Origin of the sequence: Jiangella aurantiaca (assembly GCF_004349105.1) — a bacterium.
Taxonomy (GTDB): Bacteria; Actinomycetota; Actinomycetes; order Jiangellales; family Jiangellaceae; genus Jiangella; species Jiangella aurantiaca.
On sequence record NZ_SMLB01000050.1, the window covers coordinates 21,959 to 46,658 of the forward strand.

The 24,700-nt window shown below is 69.3% G+C and carries 25 protein-coding genes; 16 read left to right on the forward strand and 9 right to left on the reverse strand.

The features are described from left to right. The first annotated feature begins 118 nt into the window (after nucleotides 1–118). Genes E1262_RS24910 through E1262_RS24930 form a run of 5 tightly spaced genes read left to right on the forward strand, consistent with a single transcriptional unit; the run spans nucleotide 119 to nucleotide 4,830 of the window. A complete protein-coding gene (locus E1262_RS24910; RefSeq protein WP_132106722.1) occupies nucleotides 119–868 on the forward strand; it encodes an SDR family NAD(P)-dependent oxidoreductase in 750 nt (249 codons plus the stop codon). Nucleotides 869–917: 49 nt separating this feature from the next. After that, the gene (locus E1262_RS24915; protein ID WP_162606065.1) at nucleotides 918–1,946 is read left to right on the forward strand and encodes a Gfo/Idh/MocA family oxidoreductase; all 1,029 of its coding nucleotides are present in this window, start codon (nucleotides 918–920) and stop codon (nucleotides 1,944–1,946) included. Nucleotides 1,947–1,948: 2 nt separating this feature from the next. Beyond that, nucleotides 1,949–2,902, forward strand: a complete 954-nt coding sequence (locus tag E1262_RS24920) for a zinc-dependent alcohol dehydrogenase (RefSeq protein WP_132106726.1) — start codon at nucleotides 1,949–1,951, stop codon at nucleotides 2,900–2,902. A 1-nt stretch (nucleotide 2,903) separates the two neighbouring features. Next, nucleotides 2,904–4,424: an FGGY-family carbohydrate kinase gene (locus tag E1262_RS24925; protein ID WP_275261813.1), complete on the forward strand. Its 1,521-nt coding sequence runs from the start codon at nucleotides 2,904–2,906 to the stop codon at nucleotides 4,422–4,424. 22 nt (nucleotides 4,425–4,446) lie between these two features. After that, the gene (locus E1262_RS24930) at nucleotides 4,447–4,830 is read left to right on the forward strand and encodes a hypothetical protein (protein ID WP_132106730.1); all 384 of its coding nucleotides are present in this window, start codon (nucleotides 4,447–4,449) and stop codon (nucleotides 4,828–4,830) included. Here E1262_RS24930 and yicI read toward each other — a convergent pair whose 3' ends face one another. After that, nucleotides 4,831–7,203, reverse strand: a complete 2,373-nt coding sequence (yicI, locus tag E1262_RS24935; RefSeq protein ID WP_132106732.1) for an alpha-xylosidase — start codon at nucleotides 7,201–7,203, stop codon at nucleotides 4,831–4,833. Nucleotides 7,204–7,371: 168 nt separating this feature from the next. On the opposite strand from yicI, the gene E1262_RS24940 reads away from it, so the two are divergent. From E1262_RS24940 to E1262_RS24970, 7 genes are all read left to right on the forward strand, one after another. Next, complete coding sequence (locus E1262_RS24940) at nucleotides 7,372–8,673, forward strand: ABC transporter substrate-binding protein (protein WP_132106734.1); 1,302 nt, start codon at nucleotides 7,372–7,374, stop codon at nucleotides 8,671–8,673. A gap of 147 nt (nucleotides 8,674–8,820) precedes the next feature. Beyond that, nucleotides 8,821–9,693, forward strand: a complete 873-nt coding sequence (locus tag E1262_RS24945; RefSeq protein WP_162606066.1) for a carbohydrate ABC transporter permease — start codon at nucleotides 8,821–8,823, stop codon at nucleotides 9,691–9,693. Further along, nucleotides 9,690–10,532, forward strand: coding sequence for a carbohydrate ABC transporter permease (locus E1262_RS24950; protein WP_203454396.1), 843 nt, complete (start codon nucleotides 9,690–9,692; stop codon nucleotides 10,530–10,532). The genes E1262_RS24945 and E1262_RS24950 overlap by 4 nt, the downstream gene beginning before the upstream one ends. Before the next feature lie 127 nt (nucleotides 10,533–10,659). Then, nucleotides 10,660–11,871: a sugar ABC transporter substrate-binding protein gene (locus E1262_RS24955; protein WP_203454398.1), complete on the forward strand. Its 1,212-nt coding sequence runs from the start codon at nucleotides 10,660–10,662 to the stop codon at nucleotides 11,869–11,871. Nucleotides 11,872–11,900: 29 nt separating this feature from the next. Then, nucleotides 11,901–13,367, forward strand: a complete 1,467-nt coding sequence (locus E1262_RS24960) for a sugar ABC transporter ATP-binding protein (RefSeq protein WP_162606067.1) — start codon at nucleotides 11,901–11,903, stop codon at nucleotides 13,365–13,367. Continuing rightward, complete coding sequence (locus E1262_RS24965; RefSeq protein WP_132106740.1) at nucleotides 13,360–14,409, forward strand: ABC transporter permease; 1,050 nt, start codon at nucleotides 13,360–13,362, stop codon at nucleotides 14,407–14,409. The genes E1262_RS24960 and E1262_RS24965 overlap by 8 nt, the downstream gene beginning before the upstream one ends. A 112-nt stretch (nucleotides 14,410–14,521) precedes the next feature. After that, a complete protein-coding gene (locus tag E1262_RS24970; RefSeq protein ID WP_162606068.1) occupies nucleotides 14,522–15,997 on the forward strand; it encodes a UTRA domain-containing protein in 1,476 nt (491 codons plus the stop codon). Nucleotides 15,998–16,001: 4 nt separating this feature from the next. Here E1262_RS24970 and E1262_RS24975 read toward each other — a convergent pair whose 3' ends face one another. The 3 genes from E1262_RS24975 to E1262_RS24985 are packed head-to-tail and all read right to left on the reverse strand — an operon-like array spanning nucleotide 16,002 to nucleotide 17,782. Beyond that, nucleotides 16,002–16,958 carry an NAD(P)-dependent oxidoreductase gene (locus tag E1262_RS24975; protein WP_132106743.1) on the reverse strand — a complete coding sequence of 319 codons (957 nt, stop codon included), beginning with the start codon at nucleotides 16,956–16,958 and terminating at the stop codon, nucleotides 16,002–16,004. Nucleotides 16,959–16,970: 12 nt separating this feature from the next. Continuing rightward, nucleotides 16,971–17,534: a glucose-6-phosphate isomerase family protein gene (locus E1262_RS24980; protein WP_132106745.1), complete on the reverse strand. Its 564-nt coding sequence runs from the start codon at nucleotides 17,532–17,534 to the stop codon at nucleotides 16,971–16,973. Nucleotides 17,535–17,572: 38 nt separating this feature from the next. Next, on the reverse strand, nucleotides 17,573–17,782 hold the full coding sequence (locus E1262_RS24985; RefSeq protein ID WP_132106747.1) for a hypothetical protein: 210 nt from the start codon (nucleotides 17,780–17,782) through the stop codon (nucleotides 17,573–17,575). Between the two features lie 182 nt (nucleotides 17,783–17,964). Here E1262_RS24985 and E1262_RS24990 point away from each other — a divergent pair, with 182 nt between their 5' ends. After that, the gene (locus tag E1262_RS24990; RefSeq protein ID WP_132106749.1) at nucleotides 17,965–18,144 is read left to right on the forward strand and encodes a hypothetical protein; all 180 of its coding nucleotides are present in this window, start codon (nucleotides 17,965–17,967) and stop codon (nucleotides 18,142–18,144) included. A gap of 14 nt (nucleotides 18,145–18,158) precedes the next feature. Here the strand turns inward: E1262_RS24990 and E1262_RS24995 are convergent, their stop codons facing one another. Beyond that, complete coding sequence (locus E1262_RS24995) at nucleotides 18,159–18,584, reverse strand: ester cyclase (protein ID WP_132106751.1); 426 nt, start codon at nucleotides 18,582–18,584, stop codon at nucleotides 18,159–18,161. 74 nt (nucleotides 18,585–18,658) lie between these two features. Here E1262_RS24995 and E1262_RS25000 point away from each other — a divergent pair, with 74 nt between their 5' ends. Continuing rightward, nucleotides 18,659–19,330: a TetR/AcrR family transcriptional regulator gene (locus E1262_RS25000; RefSeq protein ID WP_162606069.1), complete on the forward strand. Its 672-nt coding sequence runs from the start codon at nucleotides 18,659–18,661 to the stop codon at nucleotides 19,328–19,330. Between the two features lie 67 nt (nucleotides 19,331–19,397). On the opposite strand, the gene E1262_RS25005 is transcribed toward E1262_RS25000, so the two are convergent. Continuing rightward, entirely contained in the window at nucleotides 19,398–20,777 is a 1,380-nt protein-coding gene (locus tag E1262_RS25005) for an MFS transporter (RefSeq protein WP_132106755.1), read from the reverse strand. Between the two features lie 88 nt (nucleotides 20,778–20,865). Beyond that, a complete protein-coding gene (locus tag E1262_RS25010) occupies nucleotides 20,866–21,258 on the reverse strand; it encodes a VOC family protein (RefSeq protein ID WP_132106757.1) in 393 nt (130 codons plus the stop codon). Nucleotides 21,259–21,392: 134 nt separating this feature from the next. Between E1262_RS25010 and E1262_RS25015 the strand changes: the two genes are divergently transcribed. After that, nucleotides 21,393–22,115, forward strand: a complete 723-nt coding sequence (locus E1262_RS25015; RefSeq protein WP_238993051.1) for a TetR/AcrR family transcriptional regulator — start codon at nucleotides 21,393–21,395, stop codon at nucleotides 22,113–22,115. Nucleotides 22,116–22,165: 50 nt separating this feature from the next. After that, complete coding sequence (locus E1262_RS25020; RefSeq protein WP_132106760.1) at nucleotides 22,166–22,645, forward strand: Fur family transcriptional regulator; 480 nt, start codon at nucleotides 22,166–22,168, stop codon at nucleotides 22,643–22,645. Between the two features lie 3 nt (nucleotides 22,646–22,648). Here E1262_RS25020 and E1262_RS25025 read toward each other — a convergent pair whose 3' ends face one another. Together E1262_RS25025 and E1262_RS25030 are read right to left on the reverse strand one after the other, a co-directional pair. Beyond that, entirely contained in the window at nucleotides 22,649–23,401 is a 753-nt protein-coding gene (locus E1262_RS25025; RefSeq protein ID WP_132106762.1) for an endonuclease/exonuclease/phosphatase family protein, read from the reverse strand. A gap of 74 nt (nucleotides 23,402–23,475) precedes the next feature. Continuing rightward, nucleotides 23,476–24,252, reverse strand: coding sequence for a DUF72 domain-containing protein (locus tag E1262_RS25030; protein ID WP_132106764.1), 777 nt, complete (start codon nucleotides 24,250–24,252; stop codon nucleotides 23,476–23,478). Nucleotides 24,253–24,700 lie beyond the last annotated feature (448 nt).

A 24,700-nucleotide genomic window follows, 5' to 3' on the forward strand; every position in this document is an offset into this window, starting at 1 on the left:
CGCCGCCTTGACGGTAACGAAAGATCACTCGTAATGTCATCCTGTACGGTCAGGATACAAGGCCGAGTCTCATGAGCCATACCAGTAGCACGGCAGTTCGAGTCGGAGCGCGCGTGTCATGAAGACGGCAGTCGTCACGGGCGCGACGAAGGGGATCGGCCGGGCGGCGGCGATTGCCCTCGCGGACGACGGCTGGTGGGTCATGGCCACCGGACGGGACCCGGAGGCTGGCGCCGCGGTGCAGAAGGAGCTCGAGGATCGGTCGGGCGGCCTGTTCTATCCGGCGGACTTGACCGACCCGGCCACCCCGGAAGATCTTGTCGCGCGGACGCTCGCCGAAACGGCGTCCCTCGACCTGCTGGTCAACAACGCCGGCATCCACCACGAGGCCTCCGTGGAGAACACGACAGCCGAGATCTACGACCGGGTCATGGCCCTCAACCTGCGAGCAGCGGTGCTGCTGACGGCACTGGCCATCCCGGCCATGCGCCGAGGTGGGGGAGGCACGATCGTCAATGTATCCAGCGAAGCCGGCGTGATCGGTTTCCCGAACCAGCTGGCCTACAACCTGTCAAAGGCCGGTCTGGTGATGCTTACCCGCTCGATCGTCGCGGACCACACCGGCGACAGTATTCGAGCGGTGACGGTATGCCCAGGTACGACCCGGACACCGCTCGTGCAGCAGATCATCGACGAGGCAGACGACCCCGCCGCGATGGAGCAACGGATGGCGTCGTTGCGGCCGGCCGGCCGGCTCGGTCGTCCGGAGGAGATCGCGGCCGTCATCGCGTTCGCCGCATCGGACCGTGCGCCGTACATGACCGGGACGGAGATCGTCGTCGACGGTGGCAACGTCGCTGTGACATAGAAGAGCGCCGGAGCCCGACCAGACAATGACGGGCGGAGGAGTGGAAGCCATGGGTGGAGACATCCGGGTCATCCTCGTCGGTGCGGGCCGCGCGGGTCTCGTACACGGGCGCAACCTCGCCTCCGGTGTCCGCGGAGCGCGGCTTGTCGGCGTGTGCGAACCAGACGACGCGACGCGCGAGTCGGCGCTGGCCGAGCTCGGTTGCGAACACGGTTTCGCCGACCCGATGGATGCGGTCGCGCACGACGCAGCCGACGCCTTGGTAGTGGCGTCACCGACCTTCACCCATGCAGAAGTGGCCATCGCGGCGCTGAAGGCGGGCAGGCACGTCCTGTGTGAGAAGCCGTTGGCCTCGAGCCTTGACGAGGCGTACGCCATTCGTGAGACGGCCCGCAGCTCGGATGCCGTGTTCCTGATGGGCTTCATGCGCCGCTTCGACACGGGGTTCGCCCGCGCGGCCGAGCGACTGGAGGCTGGTGACATCGGCGAGCCGCTGCTGGTCCGGTCGACCGGTCGCGGCCCCGGCCTCCCACCGCAATGGGCGTGGAACGTCGATCTTTCCGGCGGGCTGATCGCGGAGGTCAACGCACATGACCTCGACACCGTCCGGTGGCTGACCGGCCAGGAGTACCGCCGGGTCTACGCCGTCGGCCGCGCAAGGAAGCGGCGGGATCTCTCTGAGAGACACCCCGGGTTCGTGGATCTGGTGACCGCGACCTTCGAGATGTCCGGTGATGCGATCGGCCTGGTCGATGGGGCGTGTCCAGCCGGATACGGGTACGACGCCCGGGTCGAGATCTACGGGTCCGAGGGCATGCTGCTCGTCGGCGACATCCGCGCCAACCACACGTTGCTGGTCCGGCGTGACGGTGTGGTGGCAGACCCGGTGGCCAGCTGGCGCACCCTGTTCGCGGAGGCCTATCGCGCCGAGGATCAGCACCTCGCCGCGGTCGTCCACGGCATCGAGGAGCCGAGGACGACCGTGGACGACGGCGTGGCGGCACTGGAGGCTGCCGTCGCTACGAACCGGTCCATGGCCGCCGGCGAGCCGATCGAGTTCGACACGGTGCGCGGCTGATCATGCGCGCCGTCAGGGTGGCCGGACCGGGAGACGTCTCGGTGCTCGACATCCCTTCGCCGGAGCCCGCGCACGGCGAGGTCCTCCTCGAGGTCGCCGCCACCGCCGTCTGCTCGACTGACCGCAAGTTCGCCGCACGCGGGCATGACAGCCCTCGGACGCCCGGGCATGAGGTCACCGGCCGGCTCCTGGATGGCACGGTGGTCGGCGTGCACCCGGAGATCGCCTGCCGGCGGTGCCAGGCGTGCCTGGCCGGCTGGCACAACCGGTGTCCATACCGGGAGGCGTTGGGCCTGGACCGGGACGGTGGGTTTGCCGAGTTGGTGGCCGTGCCCTCCAGCCAGGTGGTGCCGCTAGGTGACCTCGATCCCGTGATCGCCACCATGCTCGAGCCCTTGGCGTGCGCAGTGCACGCAGTCGAAGTGGCCGGGATCGATACGGCCCGGCCGGCCGTGGTCGTCGGCGCAGGCGCGATGGGCATCCTGTGCGCGTGGGTGCTGCAGGCCGCAGGCTCCCGGGTGGTCGTGTGTCAACGCTCACCGCAGCGCCGGCGCCTCGCCCGTGACCTGGGGGTCAACGCAGCGATCGGCCCGGACGAAGATCCCGCGGATCATCTGGGTGAGCCGCCCGCAGCCATAGTCGTGACGGCACCGGGTGCGGAGCCGCTGGCGTGGGGCCTCGAGCGGGTGGCGGTGGGAGGTGTCGTGCACGCTTTCGCGAGCCTGCCCGGCGTGGTGCCGGTCGACGTGAACGTCGTCCACTACCGGCACCTCACGCTGGTCGGCAGCACCGGATCGCGCCTTCAGGACTACGAGCGGGCCTGCGACCTGGCCGCGAGCGGCGCGATCAAACTCGAGCGGCTGCCGCACCGGGTGGTCGGCCTGGACGGCGCGCCGGCCGCAGTACTTGACCGACCGCCGAGCGGTGTCCTCAAGACGATCGTGGCGGTGAGCTGAGGTGACCGTCTTTGTCGGCTGTGACCTCGGGACGATGGGCACGAAGGCCGCCGTCGTCGACTTGTCCGGACGCATCCTCGGCAAGGCGTTCGAGGAGGTGCCGCTCCGGCACCCGAAGCCACGCTGGGCCGAGCAGGACCTGGCCGAGATCGAGGCCTCGGCCCACCGGACGATCGGGCGAGCCCTCGCCGCCTCGGGCCGTGCGAAGGACGTGGCGGGGGTGGCGTTCTCCGGTCAGATGTCTGGCATCGGCACGATCGACGCCGAGTTCCGCCCCGCGACGTACTTCGACTCGTGGCTCGACTCCCGGTGCACGCCCTACATCGAGGAGATGGCCGAGCATGCTCAGCGGGTCGTCGAGTTGTCCGGCTGCCCCCCCACCTACTCGCACGGTCCGAAGATCGTCTGGTGGCAGCGGGAGCGACCCGGCGACTTCGCGCGAATCGAACGGTTCGTGGTGCCGGGTGCCTTTGTCGCTGGCCGTTTGTGCGGGCTGGCCCCGAAGGAGGCCTTCATCGACCGGACGTACCTGCATTTCTCCAACCTGTCAGAGACGGCGGCGGCTCGTTGGTCGGACGAGCTCCTCGACGAGTTCGGCGTTGACAAGCGGGTGCTGCCGCGCATTGTCGACCCGCTGGACATCGTCGGGCAGGTGACGCGCGAGGCAGCCGAGTCGACCGGCCTGCCGCCCGGAACGCCGGTCGCCGCAGGGGCTGGCGACCAGAGCGCGGCGTCCCTCGGCGCCGGTGTCGTGTCCGGCGGCCAGGTGTTCGACTCGGCGGGCACCGCAAGCGTATTCGCGGTCTGCACCGACGGGTTTCGACCTGACACCGCCCACTTGACGCTCACCTCCGGGCATTCGGTGATCCCCGGCAGGTTCATCACCCTGGCCTTCATCAACGGCGGCGGGCTCGCGCTTCGCTGGTTCCGCGACGAGGTAGCCGCGGGAAGGTTGGCGGGTTCACCGACGGCCTATGCCGTGCTCGATGAGCTGGCGGCTGCGGTCGAGCCGGGCTCCGATGGGCTGCTATGGTTCCCGCACTTCCAGGGCGGCGTCTTGCCTCCGCAGCCGCGAGCGCGCGGCGCCTGGGTGGGTCTCACCGCTGGGCACGGACGTGGCCACATGTTCCGGTCGTTGTTGGAGGGCATCGCCTACGAGTACGCGGTGTGGGCCGACCTGGTCCGCCGGAGCGGTCAGAATCTACACGAGGCCCGCGCCCTAGGCGGCGGTGCCGCCTCGTCATTGTGGAACGGCATCAAAGCCGATGTCCTCGGCATCGACTGGGTGCCGACCGTGCGCCAGGAGTGTGGAGTGCTGGCCGACGCGCTGATCGCGGCGGCGGCCACCGGGCATGTCGATGACGTCGCCGCCACCGCCCAGGCGTGGCAGGATACCGCCCCGCCGATTCGCTCCGACCCGGACCGGCACGCGACCTACCGCGAGCTGCGGGTTGCGTTCGAGGTGCTGCGACGCCAGCTCGGGCCGGTGTACGACCGGCTGGGCGCCCTCTCGGGGCGATGAGCGCGCTGGAAGGAGAGTGGCCGTGAAGACCACCGTGTTCGAGCTCGACGGCGATGCCGTCAGCGCCCGGGTGACGCCCGAGCCGTCGTGGCAGCCATTCGACGAGTGGGACGGGCAGCCGCTGACGAATGTGCAGATGGCCGAGCTGCTCGAGGTTCCGCGGGCCGAGCTGCAGCTGGTTCAGCTACGTGCCGGCGGCCACTTCGTCATGCACTCCAGCCCGGACCTGGCGTTCTGCCAGGTTGTGCGAGGGCGTGGCGTGTTGCGGCTGCCGGGCGGGGAACGGCTGCCCTTCGAGGGACCTGAGCTCTACGTGTTCCAGCCTGGCACTCGCCACGAGTGGACGGACATCGAGTTGGACACGCTGCTCAGTGTCTGCCTGGTCCGCCGGCCGTCGGACGGTTGATCAAGGCAGGGTGACCGGCACGTGAACGCGGCCGTCCTTCAGATGCCGCCACGCCCGATCCTCGGCTCCCAGTGGCCGACCGTTGACCAACACCCGCGTCACCTCGCGTCGTTCGCTCGCGAGCTCTACGACCAAGTCGATGGCTGTCCTGGCTCCCGATGCCTCGATCTGCAGTGCCGACCCGTCCAGGCGGGCGTCGACCATGGTGTCGCCGTCCACATCCCTCAATCGGAAGCCGGCGCGCTCCCTCAGGAACGCCCGGAACGTCAGCTCGCGGAACGGTTCCTCGCTGATGTGCGCTGCCGGCTCGATGGTCGGGAGCAGTGAGTCGAGCCGGACGTAGAGCGGCAGCCGCTCCAGCGGCGCCTCCACGGTGCGGTAGCCCGGACCCTCCAGGACCTCACGTGTCCAGTAGTCGACCCAGCCGCCCGCGGGAAAGTACACATCGCGAACACCCTCGGGATTGAACACCGGGGCGACCATCAGCTCCCTGCCCAGAAGGTACTGCAGGTCGATGGCGTGGGTGGCTGGATCGTCCGGGAACTCGAGAACCAGTGGGCGCATGATCGGCAGGCCGGACTCAGCGGAGATCACACCGTACGTGTAGAGGTAGGGCAGCAGGTGGTAGCGGAGCCGGACGTAGGTTCGGAAGATCTCGAGAGCCTCCTCACCGAAGTCCCACGGGAGCCGGCTGGTCATGCCGTGCGCCCGGGAGAGCGGCGAGAGCAACCCGAACTGGGCCCACCGGACGTAGAGGTCAGGCGCCGGTGTGCGGTGGAACCCCCCGATGTCGTGCGACCAGAAGGCGTGCCCGCACATCGCCAGGCTCAGCCCGCCGCGGAGGGTCGAGGCCATGGCGGGGTAGCTGCAGTTCGGGTCGCCACCCCATTGCGCCGCATGCCGCTGGCCACCCGCGTAGGTGGACCGCCCCCACACCAGACCGCTCCCGCCGGTCTCCGCCGTCGTGACGGTGGCGACCAGGTCGTTGTACAGCAGCGGGTACAGGTTGTGCAGCTCCTCACCGCTCATCCCGTTGTGCGCGACCGCGTCGCGGGGGACGCCCTCGCCGAAGTCGGTCTTGAAGACGTCCACCCCCATGCGCAGGTGCGGCCGGAGGAGCTCCTGGTACCACGCCGCCGCCCGCGGGTTGGTGACATCGACGATCGCCACCGGCGGGTGGAACGTGCCCCACAGCGGCAGCACATAGGTCGTCCCGTCCGGGCGCTTGAGGAAGAAGCCGTTCTCGTCCGCCTCCCGGTAGCGCTCGGTGCCCGGGCTCAGGTAGGGGTTGATCCACAGGCAGACCCGGAAGCCCAGTCGCCGCAGTTCAGTGACGAGCCGCTCCGGCTCGGGGAACAGCTTCCCATTCCACTCCATGTTTGACCACGTCCCGTGCTCCTGCCAGTAGCAGTCGAGGTGCAGGACGTCGGACGGAATCGCCCGCTGGCGCAGTTCCTTCGCCCGCCGCAGGGTCTCCGCAGCGCTGTCGTCGGTGAACCCTGACGACACCCACAGCCCATACGCCCACTTCGGCGGCCGGGCGGGCCCTCCGACGAGGTCGGTGTAGAGCTCGATGACGCGGGCGAGCCCGGGACCAGCTATGACGTAGTAATCGAGCACCTCGCCGGGACAGACGATCGACCAGGCGGAGTGGTTGGAGGCGGCCATGTCGAACTGGACATGGCGGTGGCTGTCGACGAACACGCCGTAGCCGCGGGTGCTCACGACGAACGGCACGTTCTTGTACGCCTGCTCGTGGTGCACGCCGTGAGCGTCATAGTTCCACATCTGGACGATCTGGCCGCGCTTGTCAAAGTCGGTGAACTTCTCGCCGAACCCGTAGAAGTGCTCGTCCGGCTCGCACAAGAACGAGTCGTGGAGGAACACCTGGCTGTCGCGCTCGGTGAATCCGCAGGGCAGCGTGGTGAGGTACTCGCCGACGTCGCGCTCGGCGCCGCTGTGGGCCAGCAGCCGGCGGCCCCCTGGGGTGGAGAACACGATCCCGAACGGCTGACGCGTCACCCGCGTGACGATCTCGTCGGCTTCCAGCAGGATGTGATCGTCCTGCTCGCGGACGGTCGCGCGTGGCGGTAGACCAGAGTCGCGGGCGAGCCGCGTCCGCTTGCTGAGGTCGGCGTCCGGCCGGCGGAACTGGACGCGGACGACACCCGCGGAGACGGCCTCGACCCGGACGCGCAACTCCTGACCGCCTGGGGTGAAGCCGCGCAACGCGATGCCGGACGGCGTCGTCATGTCCACCTGGACCCGATCCACGTACTCGGGATCGGCCCAGTCGGCGAACTCGCGTACCGGCAGCGGCGGTGCGATGGCCGGCCACGGGCGGTTCGGCAGCAGGGACGCCCGCCACACCATGTCGCGTTCCCTTCGGCGGAATGAAGGCTACGCACCGCGTCGAGCAGCGCAAAAGCAACCTGTCCGTACAGGCGGTTATACGGCTGACAGTACTACGATGAGAGAACTTCGCCGGGGCCTCTGGGGCGGAGGCGACCGGCGGAACGCTCCTACGAAAGGGGTGTAGGCATGCATCGCCGTATTTCTCGCCGGAGTTTCCTGAAGCAACAGGGCCTTACTCTGGTCGGCCTCTCGGTCCTGGGCTCCGCCGCATGCGCAGAAGACACCGACGACACGGAGAAGGAGGCCACGCTCACCCTTGACTGGTGGGACTACCACGCCGTGGGTCCCTTCGATCAAGTCATGTCCGACATGGTGTCGGTCTACACGGACGAGAATCCGAACGTCACGATCAACCGGCGCAGCATCCCCTTCGCCGACTTCAAGCGCACCCTGCTGTCGGCCGGAGCGGCCGGCGAGCTGCCCGACATCATTCTCATCGACAATCCCGACCACCAGGCCTTCGCCGCGCTCGGATTCCTCGCAGACATCGGCGATCTGGTCGACGCGTGGGGCGAGGGCAACCAGTATTACGACGGCCCATGGGCATCGACCGAGTACCAGGGCCGCCGGTTCGGTGTGCCCCACGGCAGCAACTGCCTCGCGCTGTTCTACAACCAGGACGCCCTGACCGAGGCCGGCGTGGAACCGCCGACCAGCTGGGACGACCTCCGGAGCGTGGCGGCGGCGACCGCCGGCAATGGCCGACATGGGTTGGCCGTCAGCGGTGTGCGCAGCGAAGAGGGCACCTTCCAGTTCCTGCCGTTCCTCTGGCAAGCCGGCGCCGACCTCGACACTCTCGACACCCCGCAGGGGCGGGAGGCATTGAGCCTCTGGGTCGAGTTGGTCCAGGGCGGCCACATGTCGGAGGGAATCCTCGGGTGGATCCAGGAGGACGTGAAGGAGCAGTTCATCGCCGAGCGGGCGGCCATGATGGTGAACGGCTCGTGGCAGGTTGGGCGGCTCCGCGAGGAGGCAGCGGATATGAACTGGAACGTGGTCACGCTGCCCGAAGGACCAGCCGGCGAAGCGTCCATCCTCGGCGGTGAGAACTACGCCGTCACGGCCGATGCCGAGGATCCTGCGGCTGCGTGGACCGTGGTCCAGCGGCTGGTCGAGGAGGACGTCTTCATGGAGTACATGAAGGAGGAGCGCCTCCCCAGCAGGGCGGACCATGCGGAGGACCCGTACTTCAAGGACGATCCTGTCCTTGCGGTGTTCACCGAGCAGCTACAGGTCGCGCGGCCACGAGCGTACGGCCCTCACTACCCGGAGATCTCGAACCAGATCCAGGAGATGTTCCACGCCGCGATCAGCGGGCAACGTGACGTGGACACGGCCGTGTCCCTCGCGGCGGAGCGGATCTCTGAGCTGCTGGAGGCCGAGCCGCCGGAGGTCGAGGAGCTTCTCGAGGAGGACGACGAAGGCTAGCTGACCTCCGTCACTGCTCACTGCGGACTGTCCATGGAGCGCAAAGCCGGGACGGCCACCGGGCACCGGGGCGGCCCGCGGCATGCTGGATCCGCTCCAGTATCCGCTCGCCTTGACCGCGTTCGACTCTTCGGAGCGAAGCGGTGGGTGCGCGTCCAGGCCTACCTTCTCACCGCACCGGCTGCTCTCTTCCTCGTCTTGTTCCTCTTCTATCCCCTGCTCAACAACTTTTACCTCAGCCTGCAGGACGTGGGAATCGCGAACTTCCGCGTCGGCGAGCGGCCATTCGTGGGCTTAGCCAACTACGCCCGCCTCGTCGGCGACCCGGTCTTCCACTCCTCCGTCGGCCTCACCCTGCTGTTCGTGTCGGTGTCGCTGCTCGGCCAGTTCACGATCGGGTTCGCCCTGGCCATGTTCTTCAACCGCGCGTTTCCCGGCTTCCGAGTGCTGCGCGCGCTGATGCTGCTGGGATGGCTGCTGCCGTTGGTCGTCACGGCCAGCATCTTCCGGTGGATGCTCGAGGGCGACCTCGGGGTGGTCAATCACGGACTCCGGGCGATCGGCCTGACCGAGCTGGCCAAGCACTGGCTGACCGACCCGACAACGGCCATCTGGGGGGTGATCCTCGCCAACATCTGGATCGGCATCCCGTTCAACATGCTGCTCCTGCTCGCCGGCCTCCAGGGCATTCCAAGGTCGCTCCTCGAAGCCAGCATCGTGGATGGCGCGAACGGCTGGCAGCGGTTCTGGCACGTCATCTGGCCGCTGATGAAGCCGGTCTCGTTGACCGTCCTCATCCTTGGTGTCGTTTACACGTTCAAGGTGTTCGACCTGATCCTGATCATGACAGGAGGCGGGCCCGTCAACGCGACCACGATCCTGACCATGTTCGTTTACCGGACCACTTTCGAGTTCTTCCGCTTCGGCGAGGGTGCCGCCGCTGCTGTCCTGGTCATGCTGATCCCCTTGCTGTTCACCATCGGGTACGTCCGGGCGACGCGCCACGAGGAGGCGCTGTGAGTGTCCTGGCGTGGATCAAGCGCCGGCGCCTGCACCTGACGGTAACCGGGCTGGTGATCGTCGGTGTCTATCTGTTCCCGGCCTACTGGATGGTGGCGACGTCGCTGAAGCCGCGCGCGGAGGTCTTCGCGTCGCCGCCTGCCATCGTGCCGTACCCGCCCGACTTCGGGTCCTACCAGGACGAGGTCATCGGCAACCCGATCCTCCTGCGGGCCTTCCTGAACAGCGCGATCATCGCTTCCGGCGCGACTCTGGTCACGCTGGTGATTGCGGTCCCGGCGACCTATGCCCTGGCTCGGCTGCGGCTCCGGTTCGCCGGATCGGCCCGTTTCGTCACGATCCTTGCTCAGATGCTGCCGGCGATCGTGGTGGCCACCCCACTGTTCGTGCTGTTCAGCCGGGTCGGCCTCGTCAACTCGTACCTGGGGATCATCCTCGCGGTCGCCACGATCACCATTCCCTTCGCCCTGGTGATCCTGCGGCCGTTCTTTCTCGCCATACCGACTGAACTCGACGACGCCGCGAGCGTCGACGGGTGCAACGTGTTCCAGACGTTCCTACACGTGGGGCTGCCGCTGGTCCGGCCGGGCCTGGCCACTGTGGCCGCGTTCACGTTCCTGCTGGCCTGGGGCGAGTTCGTGTTCGCACTGGTCCTGCTGCAGCAGCAGTCGCTGCAGCCACTCACCGTGCTGCTCAACACGCTCATCGGGCAGTACGGAACCCGGTGGGATCATCTCATGGCCGTCGCCACGGTGATCGGGCTCCCCATTGTGATCGTTTTCATCGCGTTGCAACGGCTCATCGTGGGAGGCCTGACGGCCGGCGCGATGAAGGACTGAGATCACAGCTCAGCATCAGCCGGCGACGTTCGTTGACTGCCACTTGTACGTACAGGATGATGAAATTCTAGGCACAGCGAGTGCGGAGCTACACGGCGCCGCTGCGCGCCGGAGAGGTTGCGTTCCGATGCGCAGGCTGCACAAGCGTGGGGTAATGCTTTGCGTTGCGATGGCGGCCGCCATGGCGATGGCCGCCTGTGGTGAAGATGTGGAAATCGATGATCCCGAGACACCTGCCCAGGAGGACGATGCCGAGGACGTTGACCCCGCGGCGATCACCATCGGCTGGACGCCGCCTGACATCACGGGCGTGTTCCAGACCGCGACCGACTTCTTTGAGCAGGCCGCCGCGGAAGCCGGCGAGCAGGGTATAGACGTCGACGTGATCAGCCGGTCGCCGGCTACGCACGTGGACTTCGCCGACCAGGTAGCGATCATCGAGGACTACGTCACCTCGGGCGTGGACGTCATTGCCATCTCGCCCGCGGATACCGAAGCCATCAAGCCCGCTGTCCAGCGGGCCAATGAGGCCGGCATTCCAGTGATCATGGTCAACCTGCTCGAGGAGCAGGCCGATGTGGAGATCGCCTCCTACATCGGCTTCGACAACGGCGATGCGGCGAGGGTGTCGGCGTACGCCGTGCTCGACTACTTCGGCGGTCCGGGTGTGCTGGGCGCCGGCGAGAAGGTCGACGTGCCCGACGACCAGTTCCTCGACCTGGAGTTCTGGGAGGAGCTCTACACCGACGTGGACCGGTCGGACATTCAGGCCCGTGGTGTGATCATCGAGGGCATCGCGGGCACGTTCTTCTCCGAGGCCCGGCTCGCGGGCTTCCGTGAGGTCATCGAGCAGGCGGACGGCATCGAGATCATCGCCGAGCCAATCGCCGCGGACTGGAACCGCGAGAAGGGTGTCCAAGCTGCCGAAACCTTCCTCTCCCGGTTCGGTCCCGGAGAGCTCGACTTCATCTGGGCCGCGTCCAACGAGATGGGCCTGGGTGCAATGCTCACGGCCGACCGCGAGGCGCGGCTGGACGACACCGGCGGCGACACGCCACCCGCGGAGGACCTGGTCGCCATCTTCACCAACGACGTGACCCCCGAGTCGACCGACGCGATCCGTGAGGGTGGAATCGTTGCTGAGACGCATCACGGCTTCCCTGAGTGGGGCTGGTTCGGTACCGAGTTCGCGGTACGCCTGGCTTGCGGGCTCGAGGTGCCTCAGCTCCAGGACATCCGGCCGCGGACAGTCTGGCAAGGCAACGCCGACCTGTTCTACCCCGACCCGGATCTTCCAGAGATCGACTGGGACGGCATCGAAGCCGAATGCACCAGGTGATCGGCGGGCGTCTTCTGCAGCTTCACGGCGTGTCGAAGGCCTACCCGGGTGTCCAGGCCCTCGCCGGCGTCGACTTCGATGCCGGCGCCGGTGAAGTACACGCTTTGCTCGGTGAGAACGGCGCCGGCAAGTCCACGCTGATGAAGATCGTCGCGGGGTCGGTGATTCCCGACGAGGGCGAGCTGGTCCTCGGCGGCGAGCCGCTGCCCACCGGATCGCCGGCCGCTTGCCGGCAGCGCGGCATCGGCGCGGTCTACCAGGACCTCAGCCTGGTGCCATCCATGTCGGTCGGGGAGAACGTCCTGGTCGGTCGATGGCAGCGCAACCGCGGGCTGATCAATGTACGGCGAACTGAGCGGGACGCCCAGCCCTTCCTCGAGCGGATCGGTCTGAAGGTCTCACCCGCGACGCTGGTCCGCGAGTTGGGCGTCGCCGAGCGCCAGCTCGTAGAGATCGCCAAGGCGCTGTCGGCCAGGGTCCGCGTCCTGCTGCTGGACGAGCCTACGTCGGCGCTCTCTGACCCGGAGTCTCGCCGCCTGTTCAGCGTGATCCGGGACCTCGTCGCCGACGGCGTCGCCGTGATCTACGTGTCGCACCGCCTGCCCGAGATTCTCGAGATCGCCGACCGCATCACGGTACTGCGCGACGGCATGCGGGTGGGCGAGATCCCGGCGGCTACGGCGACGGAGCAACAGCTGGCCCACATGATGGTCGGGCACGAGATCGGCGAAGCGATGGCCGTGGGGCAGTCCAGCGCTGAGGCTGTCACCAACGGTCACGCACTCGTGGCGCGTGGCCTCGGCCGACCGCCGCGGCTGAAGCCCGTCGACCTCACGATCCGCGCGGGTGAGATCGTCACCGTCTTCGGGCTGGTCGGCGCCGGGCGGACGCGGCTGGCCCGGACACTGTTCGGCATCGAGCCGCCCACCACCGGTGAGCTGGAGCTGTTCGGGCAGCGGATACACATCCGCGGCCCGGCCGATGCCATCAGGGCCGGCGTCGGCTACGTCGGAGAGGACCGGTCCGTCGGCCTGGTCCCGACCATGACGGTGAGCGAGAACATCACGCTCGCGAGCATGAACCGCACCAGCCATGGGCCGCTGCTCGGCATCGAGGCGGAACGAGCGCTCGCCGAGCGCTACGTCAAGGAGCTGAACATCCGCACGCCGTCGGTGCACCGCCGGGTCGTCACCCTCTCCGGCGGCAACCAGCAGAAGGTGCTGCTGGCCCGGTGGCTCTGCGCTGGCGCCCGGCTGCTCATCCTCGACGACCCGGTGCGGGGCGTCGACGTCGGCGCAAAGGAGGAGGTCTTCCGGCTGGTCCGAGACCTGGCGGCGGAGGGCGTCGCCATTCTCTACCTCACGTCGGAGATCCGCGAAGCTCGCATGCTGGGGCACCGCGTCGTCGTCATGGCCGGTGGCAGCATCGTCGACGATCTCCTCCCGCCCGCGTCCGAGGACCGCATCATGACTGCTGCCGGAGGCGCCCATGTCTGACCTCCGAACCCGGCCACGCGAACTCAAGGCTGGCGTTCGCCGGCGGGCGGCCCGTGCCGGCATCCGCGTGCTGGACAGCGCTGGCGGCCTGGGCGGCGCGATCGTCATCCTCGCCCTGCTGATGCTGGTGTTCGCGGTCCTCGCCCCGGCCTTCCTGAGCTTCGACAACCTGGTGAACGTCCTGCGCCAGCACGCCGTGTTGCTGATCCTGGCGGTCGGCCAGACCCTGGTCATCATCTCGCGGGGGATCGACCTGTCGGTGGCTGCCACTGCGGCCCTCGCCGGGTCGGTCATGGGTGTGGCGTATGCGCACTACGGCCTGCCGCAGGGGGTGGCCATCCTGCTGGGACTGATGTCCGGCTTCGCGGTGGGCGCGCTCAACGGCTTGGTCATCACCCGCTGGCGGGTTCCCGACATCATCGCGACGCTGGGCACATTGACTGCCGTGCGCGGCGTCGCCCTGCTGGTCACGGGTGGGCAGCCGGTCCCGGACTTCACCCAGGTGGTCGAGGGTCGCCGGATGCCTCCGGTCATCACCGTGCTAGGAGCGGGTAGCTACTACGGCATTCCGTTGATCATCGTCGTGGCCGTTGTCTGCTGCGCTGTCGGCGCGTTCATCCTGAGCCGCACCAAGCTCGGTCGCTCGATCGTCGCCGTCGGCGGCAACCAGGAGGCCGCCCACGTGTCCGGGATCAGCGTCAACCGGACGAAGTTTCTCGTCTACCTCATCTCAGGTGGGCTCGCCGCCGTCGGCGGGATGATGCTGAGCGGTCGGCTGGCCAGCGCGAACGCGCACATGGCCAACCTGATGGAGCTGAGCACGATCGCCGCCGTCGTCATCGGCGGCACCGCCCTGTTCGGCGGTGAGGGAAGGGTCAGCGGCACCATCATCGGCGTCTTCATCATCGGCCTCCTCGCTAACGGCCTGAACATCCTCGGGCTCGCCGACTTCTGGCAGCGGGTCGCCACGGGTCTGATCATCATCCTGGTCGTCGCACTGGACCAGTGGCGGCGGCGGGTCACCATCAGGGACACGTCGTGAGTCGCGGGGCCGCCGTTGCAGCCGCCTGTCATGACATGATGATGTGCGATCCGTGAGTTCTCTGACCGAGCGTTCAGGGGGTGGCGTGGTCACTGACGCCGAAGTGCGTGGCTTGATCGAATCTGGCCAGATCGACCGGTCGTCGCCGATCCCGCTCTACCACCAGTTGGAGTACCTGCTCCGGGGGGAGATCGAGAGCGGCCGGTACCGGCCGGGCGACACGCTGCCCTCCGAAGGCGACATCTGCGCCCGCTACGAGGTCTCGCGCAGCGTGGTCCGGCAGACCCTGACCAACCTCACCCACGCCGGGCTGATCCGTACCGAGCGGGGGCGGGGCAGCTTCGTCGCGGAGAAGAAGCTGCAGGAGCGGTTCGTCCAGCGGACCACGGGCCTGTACGACGACCTGCGCCAGATGGGCTACGAGATCCGGACGCACGTCGTGCGGCAGAGCGTCGGTGAGCTGCCGCTACCGGTCCAGGACTTCCTGCAGGCCAAGCGCGGCGTGCAGATCGACCGGGTCCGCTCCGTCGACGGGCGGGTGCTGACGTTCATCCGGTCATTGATCCCGGAGTCCAGGTGCCCGGGGCTGGAGACGGCGGATCTCGAGGATCGGTCGCTGTACCAGGTGCTGGCGGACGAGTACGGGTTGCGGGTCGCCAGCGGGCGGCGCACCGTCGAGGCGGTCGCCGCCGAGGGCGAGATCGCGAAGCACCTCGGTGTCGACGTGGGCGAGCCGCTGCTGCTGCTGCGCAGTTCGAGCCGCGATGAGCGCGGCGAGCCGCTTGAGTGGTTCGAGGCGTGGCATCGCGGTGACCGGACGATGTTCGAGATCGAGATCACTCCCGGCGAGGCCGACCAGCCGTTCAGCAGCGTGGTCCGGCTAGGCTACGGAGCGGGCGAAGGACCAGCCGGATCGGCGACCGCCGGCGCCGATTCCGCTCCCGCTCCGCCGGCCGAGGGCATCGACACCCTGGTCGAAGCGATGCGCCGCAGCCGCGTCGTGGCGGTGTGGCGGGCGTCGCGGTACCGGGAGCCGGCGGTGGTGGCCCGGCTGCTCGCCGAGGCAGGCGTGACGGTCGTCGAGGTCACCCTCACCGGCGAGAACGCGCTCGCCGCACTTGCGGAGGCTCGCACCGTCGACGGTGTCGTCGTCGGTGCCGGCACTGTCATGACCGCCGCCGACGCACGGGACGCGATAGCTGCCGGCGCCCAGTTCCTTGTCGCGCCGGTCGGGGCCGAGGAGGTCGTGGCGGCCGCACGGCCGAGCTCCACGCCGGTCATCCTCGCCGGGTTCACGCCCACCGAGGTGTGGGCGGCTTGGCAGGCCACGGGCGCGCCGGTCAAGGTGTTCCCGGCCTCGGTCGGCGGTCCGGAGTACCTGCCGATCCTGCACGGCCCGATGCCGGATGTCCCGCTGCTGCCCGCCGGGGGCGTGGACATCGACACGGCGGTGGAGTACCTGCGGGCGGGGGCGGTAGCGGTCAACGTCGGCGGGCCGCTGTGCCCGCCCGACGCGCTGGTGGACGGCGAGATCGACGTGATCGGCGAGCGGGTGAAGCAGCTGCGCCGCGCCCTCGCCGACCTGTAGCCGCTCAGCCCCTCACCGGGTGGCGTGGCGCCTCCCCGTCCACGATGACCCGGACGACCTCGGCGGCCGCGGCCATCCCCATCCGGTCCACTGCCTGCACCGTGTGCCCGGCCGTGTGCGGGGTGAGGATGGTCCGCGGTGCCCCCAGCAGCGGGCTGCCGGCGCTGCTCAGCACGTCCAGGGCCGCGGCTCCGATCCTGCCGGCATGCAGCAGCTCGGCCAGGGCGAACTCGTCCACGACGTCCGGCCGGGCGGTGTTGACGACGATTGCGCCGGGACGCATCCGGGTCAGGAGATCGCGTCCGAGCACTGGCGAACCGCCTCCGGGGCAATGCAGCGAGACCACATCGCAGGTCGCCACCAGCTCGTCGAGCGAACGCCACTGCAGGCCGATCTCACGGAGCTCGTCCGGGCCCACGGCCGGGTCCGAGCCGGCGACGGTGGCGCCGAGGGCGAGCAGCCGCCGCGCGACGGCACGGCCGACGTGCCCCACCCCGACCAGCCCGACGGTCAACGCGCCGAGCTCCCGGCCCACCATGCGGGGTGACCTTCCGGCCCGGATGGTCCGGTCACCCTCCACCACGTGCCGGACGCTGGCGAGGAGCAGCGCCAGCGTGTGCTCGGCCACGGCGTCGGCATTGGCGCCCGGGGTGTTCGTCACGACGATGCCCCGGGCCCGGGCGGCATCGAGGTCGACCATGTCCACGCCGGTGCCATAGCGGGCGACGATGAGCAGCTTCGGGGCGAGGTCGAAATGCTCGGCTCGAATTGGCGCTGCGCCGGCGATCCAGGCGGCCGCCGCGGCCAGGTACGGGGAGAGCGCAGCGGTGTCGTGCGCCGGGTCCCCGTGGACGACTCGCAGGCCGGCGCCGGTCAAAATGCCCTCCGGATCGGCCTGGCCGGCTCCGAACGACCGGCTCGTGACCAGGACCAGTGGCGTCGGCTTGTCGTTGGTGGTCACGTGGGTCGGCCGCTAAGGGCGGTAGTGAGGGTTGTCTGTCACGACCGGGCCGTCGTCGCCGCGGCAGACCAGCACGGGGAAGCCATCGCGCTCGATGGTCGCGTAGTCGTGCCCCGCGTCGCCGACGTACGCGGCGAAGAACACCAGCGGCTCGTCCCCCACGTTGACGCTGCGGTGGGCCCAGCCGCCGGGCACGTAGTTGACCATGCCCTCCCTGATCGGCTCGACCCGGTGACGGCCATCCTCGGTGGCTAGTACCAGGCAGCCCTCTCCGGCCAGCCCGATGTAGATCTCGGAGCGGTCGCGGACCGCGTGGAAGTGGCCCTTGGTCATGTAGTACTCGTCACCGACTGTGCCCGGCTCGAGAACCGTCGTCGAGCACTGGATCTCGGAGTTCTCAGTCGGCACCGGCACGGGCATGACCCGGTAGACCAGCTCGTCCGGTCGCGGCGGGTCGGCTTGGAAGAACCCCCGGAGATCCTCCTGCGTCCGCACTTGCACGGGGCCTCGCTCGGGGTCGAACGTGCCGAGCTTCAGGTCGAGCAACGTCGTGAACGGATCCAGCTTCGGGTCCATGGCGCGACTCCTACGTGTACGGACAACATCCTCTCATGCTAGGCACCTCCAAGGCCGCCGATAACCCCTGAGCCGCACTGATCGAGTTCGCGATCGTGAGCATCATCGGTAACGGCCTGCACGCCGCCCGCCACGCCGACAACGACGTCATCAGCGTTCCCGTCGCCGCCGTGGTGAGCGCGATCCCAGCCATCGCCCTGTTGATCAGCAGCCACCTCATCGTCGTCATGCTCACCGCGCGACAGCACGCCACCAACACAGCGAACGGAGCAGGCCAGCCAAACGTGCTGGTGGAGGAGCTGCCTGGAATCGAACCCGGGTCATTCGCCCGTCCCAGGCAGTGTTGCCGGCCACAACAGCCGGGTGCCCGCTGGACCTCGCAAGATCGACTAGCCGTCCGTCAGTTGCACGAGGAAACTGGGCGCACGGTTTGCCCCCAGCACGTCCACACTGTGCCCACAACGTCACCTGCCTCGTCGGCGACGTCGACGAGGGCAACCCGCACGTGCGCAACGGCACGCTGGTCGGCGCGCACCGGAACCCGGTGAACCTCATCGACCCGGCAGCCGCCCTGGCGCACAGCCTCGCCCGAGGAGCGGCCGCCACCTGACTGGAGCGGCGATCTCAGGCCGGCTGTTCCGCGGGCGACGCCGTGAGCTGACGCATCAGGCCGGCGTCGTCGCGCACCGCCCAGTGCTCGACGCCCTTGCCGCCGGCGAATCGGATCAGGTGCATCTGCCGATAGCTGAACGATCGGCCGGTGGGTGCGATGCCGAAGTAGTCGCCCACGTGCCGCCCGCTGTGCGTGCAGTGGATCGCGACGGAGTCGCCTTCGGCGAGCGCCTGGTGCACGGTCCACTTCTGGTCAGCGAAGGCGTTCGCGAGCAGGTGCATATAGAACGCGACGCTGCCCAGCCCCGGCGGCGTGCCGGGCGGCGCCTCGTGGTTGACGAACTCGTCACTGATGAGTTCGGCCAGTGCTGCCTCGTCGTTCGCCGGGAAGATCTCCTCCAGCACGCGGCGGGCGATCTCCTTGATGTCCGCGGTCATGACGTACCCCCCCCGTTCCCTTCGCCGGCGTGTCGGCCGGTTCGGATTAATTCATGACAGTATCATTCTCCTCAATGTCGGAGATCGCAAGAGCCAAGCGGCGGTACGACTCGACGAACCGCCGGGTCCGCGCCGCGGAGACCCGGACCCGGATCGTCGAGGCGGCCCGCCGCGTCTTCGTCGAGCTGGGGTACGCGCGTGCGACGATCCCGCGCATCGCGGCCGAGGCGGGCGTCGCCGTGGAGACGGTGTACCGCTCGGCCGCGGGCAAGGCCGGCCTGCTCGAGGCCGCCGTTCTCGCCGCGGTGGCCGGCGGCGTCGAGCGCTCCGACGTCCCGGTGGAGCGGCGCCCGGCGATCCGGCAGATCATCGAGGAACCCGACCCACGCCGGCAACTGCGCCTCTACGCCGCGACGCAGCCCGGCATCTGGAGCCGGGTGGGCCCGCTGCTGCGCGTGCTGGATGCGGCTGCCGCCACCGACGACGCACTGCAGGCGTTGCGGACCCGGCAGGCCGAGTTCCGGCACGCCGGGCTGCGGCGGTTCGCCGGTCTGCTGGCGTCGCGCGACGTGCTGCGGCCGGACATCTCGGCGGACCGGGCCGCCGACATCATCTGGACAGTCTGCGCCCAGGCGAACTACGACGCCCTGGTGCTGGCCCGCGGCTGGTCGCGCGACGAGTACGAGCGGTGGATCGGCGACACGCTGATCCACGCCCTTCTGCCACCGCGCGAGACCGATGAATGAGGGATCCGGGCTGCTCCAGCTACCCGACCCCTCACCTATCCATCGGAGGCTCAGGGGGGTGGCCGCGTCAGGCCGGGTCGGGGACGGGCTCGATACGCTCCAGCTCCGGGCCGACCGCGCCCGGAGGGGTCCCGCCGTCACCGTCACCGGCCTCGGGCTCGTCGCGCAGGGGGTGGGCGATCTCGTCGGCGGGCAGCTTGGCCCAGACGACGGCCACGATGGCGACCAGGGCCGGGACCACGCCGGCGATGACGAACGTCGGCCGCAATCCGATGAGCTGCGAGACCGGGCCGGCCAGCGCCATGGACACCGGCATCAGCGAGATCGACACGAAGAAGTCGAGGCTGGCGACCCGGCCCAGCAGCGCCGGCGGCACCCGCCGTTGCAGCAACGTGCCCCAGATGACCATCGGCGCGGAGAACATCGCCCCGAGCACGAACGCCGACCCGATGACCACCCAGACCGAACCGGCGAAGCCGATGACCACCATGGGCAGGCAACCGAGACCCCAGAGGAGGTTCATCCAGGTGAGGTAGCGGCGCGGCATGCGCATGGACGCCATGACCAGCGAGCCGGTCGCGCCGCCGATGCCGAACGCGCCGAGCACCCACGCGTGGTCGTCGGGGCCGCCGCCGAGGCGGTCTTTGATGATGAACGGCGTCAGGACCTCGAGCGGACCCATGAGCACCAGGATCATCAGACTGGCGAACAGCAGCGTGGCCAGCAGCCACGGCGTGCGCCACATGTAGGCGAACCCTTCGCGCATGTCGCTCAGCGCGGTGCGGACGGGGTGCGCGACGGCCTCCGCGGGCAGCTCGCGGCGGACCGGCGTCTTCGGGACCGTGGTCAGCGCCAGCAGCCCGAGCGCCGCCGCGCCCGCCGCCACCAGCACGGCGGAGCCGGGGTTGGCCATGCCGACGACCGCGCCGGCCACAGCCGGGCCGAGCGCCTGGCCGATGGTGGGCCGGACCATGCCCTCGAAGCCGTTGACCGCCATGAGGTCGGACTCGGGCACCAGCGCCGGCAGCCAGGCGGAGTACGCCGGGTAGTAGAACGCCATGCCGACGCCGGTCAGGAACGCGACCACGGCCAGGTGCCACAGTCGTGTGACGTCGGTCAGCGAGAGCGTGGCCACCAGCGCCATGCCGCCCAGCTCGACCGCGGCGACGCACAGCAGGATGGTCTTCTGCGGGACGCGGTCGGCCACCACGCCGGCGAGCAGCGCCGGCAGCAGCACGCCGAGGGCCGACGCCGTGGAGACGACCGAGAGCTGGGCCGGGCCACCGCCGAGGCGGATGACCTCCCACACCTGCGCGACGATCCAGACGCCGCTGGCGAACGTGGACAACACCAGCGCCACCGCCAGGCGGCGGTAGGCCGGGGTACGGAAAGGCGTGAGCGCACGCGGCACCGGACGACCGGTGGCTGCGGCCTGCGTGTCAGTCATCGTGATCCTCCGCGATCGATTGTGCCGATACCGACCGACAAAGTCGCTCGAATTCATCGCTCCCTGGCGAGCAGGGAATGGCGCCGGTTCAGGACGCCTCGGGGTTCATCCAGACCAGCTCCCAGTGGTGACCGTTGGGGTCGAGGAAGCTGCGGCCGTACATGAACCCCTCGTCGAAGGGGTCCTTGGCCTTCTGGCCGCCGGCGGCCAGCGCCTTGTCGGCGAGCTCGTCGACCTCCTCGCGGCTGTCCACCTGGACCGCGAGGATCGTCTGGGTCCCGGCAGTCGAGACGCCGTTGGAGACCGACTCGGCGAAGAAGCCCTCGGTCAGAGCCATGACGTAGATCGAGTCGGTGACGGCGACGCAGGCGGCCTGCTCATTGGAGAAGTCTTCCTGGAGCGTGAAGCCCAGCGCGGTGTAGAAGCCGATCGCTCGGGGGAGATCCGTCGTGCGGACGTTGACGAAGAGCTTGCGGGCCATGGGGTCACTCGCCTTCCTGATCTGTGTCCGCCGGTCAACTGTTTCCGGCTGAGGACAACTGTGTCCTACGGATACTGTTTCCGCAAGACTCAATTTTGATAGAGTTCTCGCCAAGCGAAGGTGAGGGCACAGTGGTGACGGACTCGGATACGACGGCGGACGGCACGATCCAGCTGCTCTGGGGGCTGCGCGAGGGGCCGACGCGCGGCCCGAAGCCGGTGCTCAGCCTGGAGCGGATCGCGCAGGCCGCGGTCGACCTCGCCGACGCCGAGGGGCTCGCGGCGGTCTCGATGCAGCGGGTCGCCGCCGACCTCGACTTCACCAAGATGTCGCTCTACCGCTACGTCACCGGCAAGGACGAGCTGGTCGCGGCGATGATCGACCTCGCCGTCGGTGAGCCTCCGACGCTCGACGAGCTCCCCGGCACCACCTGGCGGCCGCGCATCGAGGCCTGGGTGCGGCTGCTCGCGCAGACCTGGGAGGCGCACCCCTGGCTGCCCTGGGTCACCATGGGCGACCGCGTCATGGGCCCCAAGGAGACCGGCTGGACGGAGCTCTCCGCGGCCATCCTCGCCGAGACGGGGCTGACCGTCCCGGAGCGGATGAGCCTGGCCCGGATGCTCGGCGGCCACGTCCGCGCCACGATGTCGGTGTCCACCGCGGGCACCCAGCCGTGGGTCAACCGCCATCAGGCGGCGCTGCTGCGCGAGCACGCCGACCGGTTCCCGACGCTGCGGTCCATGCTGGACGGCGACGCCGCGCCGCCGCCGGACTACGGCCGCGACTTCGGCCTGCGGGTCATCCTCGACGGCGTCGAGCTGTTGATCGCGGAGCGGTCCGGCCGACATCGCGCCTGACACCCCGGCGGGGAGTGGCGATTCCCGTTCTCAGCCGTGACACTAGAGGGGTGAATGTCGATGTCAGCGCGCGCCACGGCCATTCGCACGACGACGACGTCGCCGCCGTCGAGCGTGCGCTGGACCGCCTGCGCGCCCGCGGGCACCGCATCACCGGCGCCCGGCACGCGGTGATCGAGGCACTCGCGACCGTCGACGGTCACCCCAGCGCCGAGCAGCTCTCCGAGCAGGTCCGCGAGCTGCACCCGACGGTGCACCGCGCCACCGTCTACCGCACGCTCGAGACGCTGGCCACGCTCGGCGTCGTCACCCAGGTGCACGTCGGCGGCAGTGCCACCACGTACCACCTGGCCGCCGAGGCCACCGGTCACGACGACCACCTGCACGCCAGCTGCCGGGTCTGCGGCCGCATCATCGACCTCCCCAGCGACCTGCTCGACCCGATCAAGCGGCGGCTCGCCCACGAGAGCGACTTCCAGCTCGATCCGCCGCACATCGCACTGTCCGGCACCTGCCGCAGCTGCCAGTAGGACTCAGAGCCGCAGCGTCGCCCGGACCGGCCAGTGGTCCGACGGCAGCCGCCCGCCCGGGCGCTCCCGCACGACCTCCGCTTCCTCGATCGTCCACTGCGCACTGGCCAGGACGTGGTCGATGCGCCGCCCGTCCGCCGCGCCGGTGAAGCGGTGCACCGTCCCGCCGGTCAGCGGTGCGAGCCGGAACCCGAGCTCCAGCAGCGGCCCGAGGACGGCCCGGTCATCGGGGCCGGCGTTGAAGTCGCCCAGGACGACGGCGGGGACGGATGGGTCCAGCCAGGCAGCCAGCTGCCGCACGGCGGTCGCGCGGTTGGCCGCATGCCGCTCGTCCAGATGCGTGTTGACGACGGTGAACTCCCGCGCCGTGCGCTGGTCGCGGCAGCGGACGATGGTCGCGACGCGCGGGAACGACGCGTCCGGCAGCCGGGTGCCCGGGACGTCCGGCGTGTCGCCGTACCAACGCGTGCGGTGCTCCAGGACTCTGACGAGCCCGCCGGAGACGGCGACCGGACACTGCTCGCCGGACCGGCCGCCGTCGCGGCCTTGCGTGTACCACTGCAGTCCGGGGAAGCGGCGGGCCAGATACCGGCGCTGGAAGTCGTACACCTCCTGCAGTCCGAGCACGTCCGCGGCGAGCGCGCCGATGGCCGCCGCCGTCGCACCGCGCCGGAACCACCACGAGTTCAGCCAGTCGAAGGCCCGCCCGTTGCGGATGTTGAAGGTCGCCACGCGCAGCACCAGAGCCGGCTCCACGGCGGCAGCCTATCCATGGCCGACCGCGAGGTCACAGGAGGCGCCGAGTTCCGCAAGGGAGAGGAAACCAGCGGTCACGAGAGGACGGTGTCCGCCAACGACGGAGTGTGAGTGACGGACCGGCCAGCGCGGCGGATCACCCCGGCGAACCGGACGGCGTCGCGCACCGCGGCGCCGTCGGGGTCGTTGTTGAAGTAGACGAACACATCCTGGTCGTCGGCCCACGTCTCGGCCAGCCGGTCCGCCCATGTGCGCAGCGCCTGGCCGCCGTACTTGGGCCACGGGTGCGCCGCGCCCTCGTGCAGCCGCAGATAGCCCCAGCCGGCCGTGCGCCACAGCGGCGCGACCGGCCGGCCCTGGCGATCGGCCCAGCACAGCGCCGCCCCGCGCTTCTCCAGCAGCGAGCGGACGTCGTCGGTCCACCACGACTCGTGCCGCGGCTCGACGGCCACCCGCACGTCGCGCGGGAACAGCGACAGGCAGCGGTCCAGCCGGTCCGGCTCCGCGCGCAGGTTCGGCGGCAGCTGGATCAGCACCGGCCCGAGCCGGTCGCCCAGCCCGGCGGTGACGTCCAGGAATCGGCGCACCGGTTCCTCCGGCTCGCGCAGCCGCTTGATGTGCGTCAGGAACCGGCTCGCCTTCACCGCCATGACGAAGTCCGCGGGCAGCCGCGCGCGCCACGACTCGAACGTCTCGCGCCGCGGCAACCGGTAGAACGCGCTGTTGTTCTCGACCGTCGCGAACACCTCGACATACCGTTCCAGCCAGCGCCGTTGCGCCAGCTTCCGCGGATAGAGGACGCCGCGCCAGGAGTCGTACTGCCAGCCCGACGTCCCCACGTGCACCACCATGGTCGGATCAGTGCCCATTCGCGCGCGGTTCGAACGGGACGTCGGCATCTGCCCCTGTTGATCTTGGAGTTCTTCGCCTATTGCGGAGCGATATGTCCGATAGATGGCCGAACAACTCCAAGATCAACGACAGGGGGCGACGGATGGACCTATCCTGCTCGGGTCCGCATCGGACCATGGTCCGGAGTGAACATGGAAACGGTCCCACACGAGCCGAAGCTCGAACGACGGGTCACTCTCCCGCCGGCGACGCCTTGATGTGCCGCAGTTGATGTCATGTGAGCGACCGATCACGGGAGGGCGGCAGGGATGAGCGGCGATTTCGACGCGATGTGGGCGGACCTGGAGCCGGTCGGGCGCGATCCACGTGGCGGCTACCGGCGGTTCGCGTGGACCGACACCGACGAGCAGCTGCGGGAGTGGTTCGCCGCCGAGGCGGCCCGCCGCG

Excerpts from the sequence above, each read along its gene's own strand:
- E1262_RS24910 (WP_132106722.1), top strand. The coding sequence starts at position 119 with ATGAAGACGGCAGTCGTCACGGGCGCGACGAAGGGGATCGGCCGGGCG.
- E1262_RS24915 (WP_162606065.1), top strand. The coding sequence starts at position 918 with ATGGGTGGAGACATCCGGGTCATCCTCGTCGGTGCGGGCCGCGCGGGT.
- E1262_RS24920 (WP_132106726.1), top strand. The coding sequence starts at position 1,949 with ATGCGCGCCGTCAGGGTGGCCGGACCGGGAGACGTCTCGGTGCTCGAC.
- yicI (WP_132106732.1), bottom strand. The coding sequence starts at position 7,203 with ATGGTGTGGCGGGCGTCCCTGCTGCCGAACCGCCCGTGGCCGGCCATC.
- E1262_RS24940 (WP_132106734.1), top strand. The coding sequence starts at position 7,372 with ATGCATCGCCGTATTTCTCGCCGGAGTTTCCTGAAGCAACAGGGCCTT.
- E1262_RS24955 (WP_203454398.1), top strand. The coding sequence starts at position 10,660 with ATGCGCAGGCTGCACAAGCGTGGGGTAATGCTTTGCGTTGCGATGGCG.
- E1262_RS24965 (WP_132106740.1), top strand. The coding sequence starts at position 13,360 with ATGTCTGACCTCCGAACCCGGCCACGCGAACTCAAGGCTGGCGTTCGC.
- E1262_RS24980 (WP_132106745.1), bottom strand. The coding sequence starts at position 17,534 with ATGGACCCGAAGCTGGATCCGTTCACGACGTTGCTCGACCTGAAGCTC.
- E1262_RS24995 (WP_132106751.1), bottom strand. The coding sequence starts at position 18,584 with ATGACCGCGGACATCAAGGAGATCGCCCGCCGCGTGCTGGAGGAGATC.
- E1262_RS25000 (WP_162606069.1), top strand. The coding sequence starts at position 18,659 with ATGTCGGAGATCGCAAGAGCCAAGCGGCGGTACGACTCGACGAACCGC.
- E1262_RS25005 (WP_132106755.1), bottom strand. The coding sequence starts at position 20,777 with ATGACTGACACGCAGGCCGCAGCCACCGGTCGTCCGGTGCCGCGTGCG.
- E1262_RS25010 (WP_132106757.1), bottom strand. The coding sequence starts at position 21,258 with ATGGCCCGCAAGCTCTTCGTCAACGTCCGCACGACGGATCTCCCCCGA.
- E1262_RS25030 (WP_132106764.1), bottom strand. The coding sequence starts at position 24,252 with ATGGTGGTGCACGTGGGGACGTCGGGCTGGCAGTACGACTCCTGGCGC.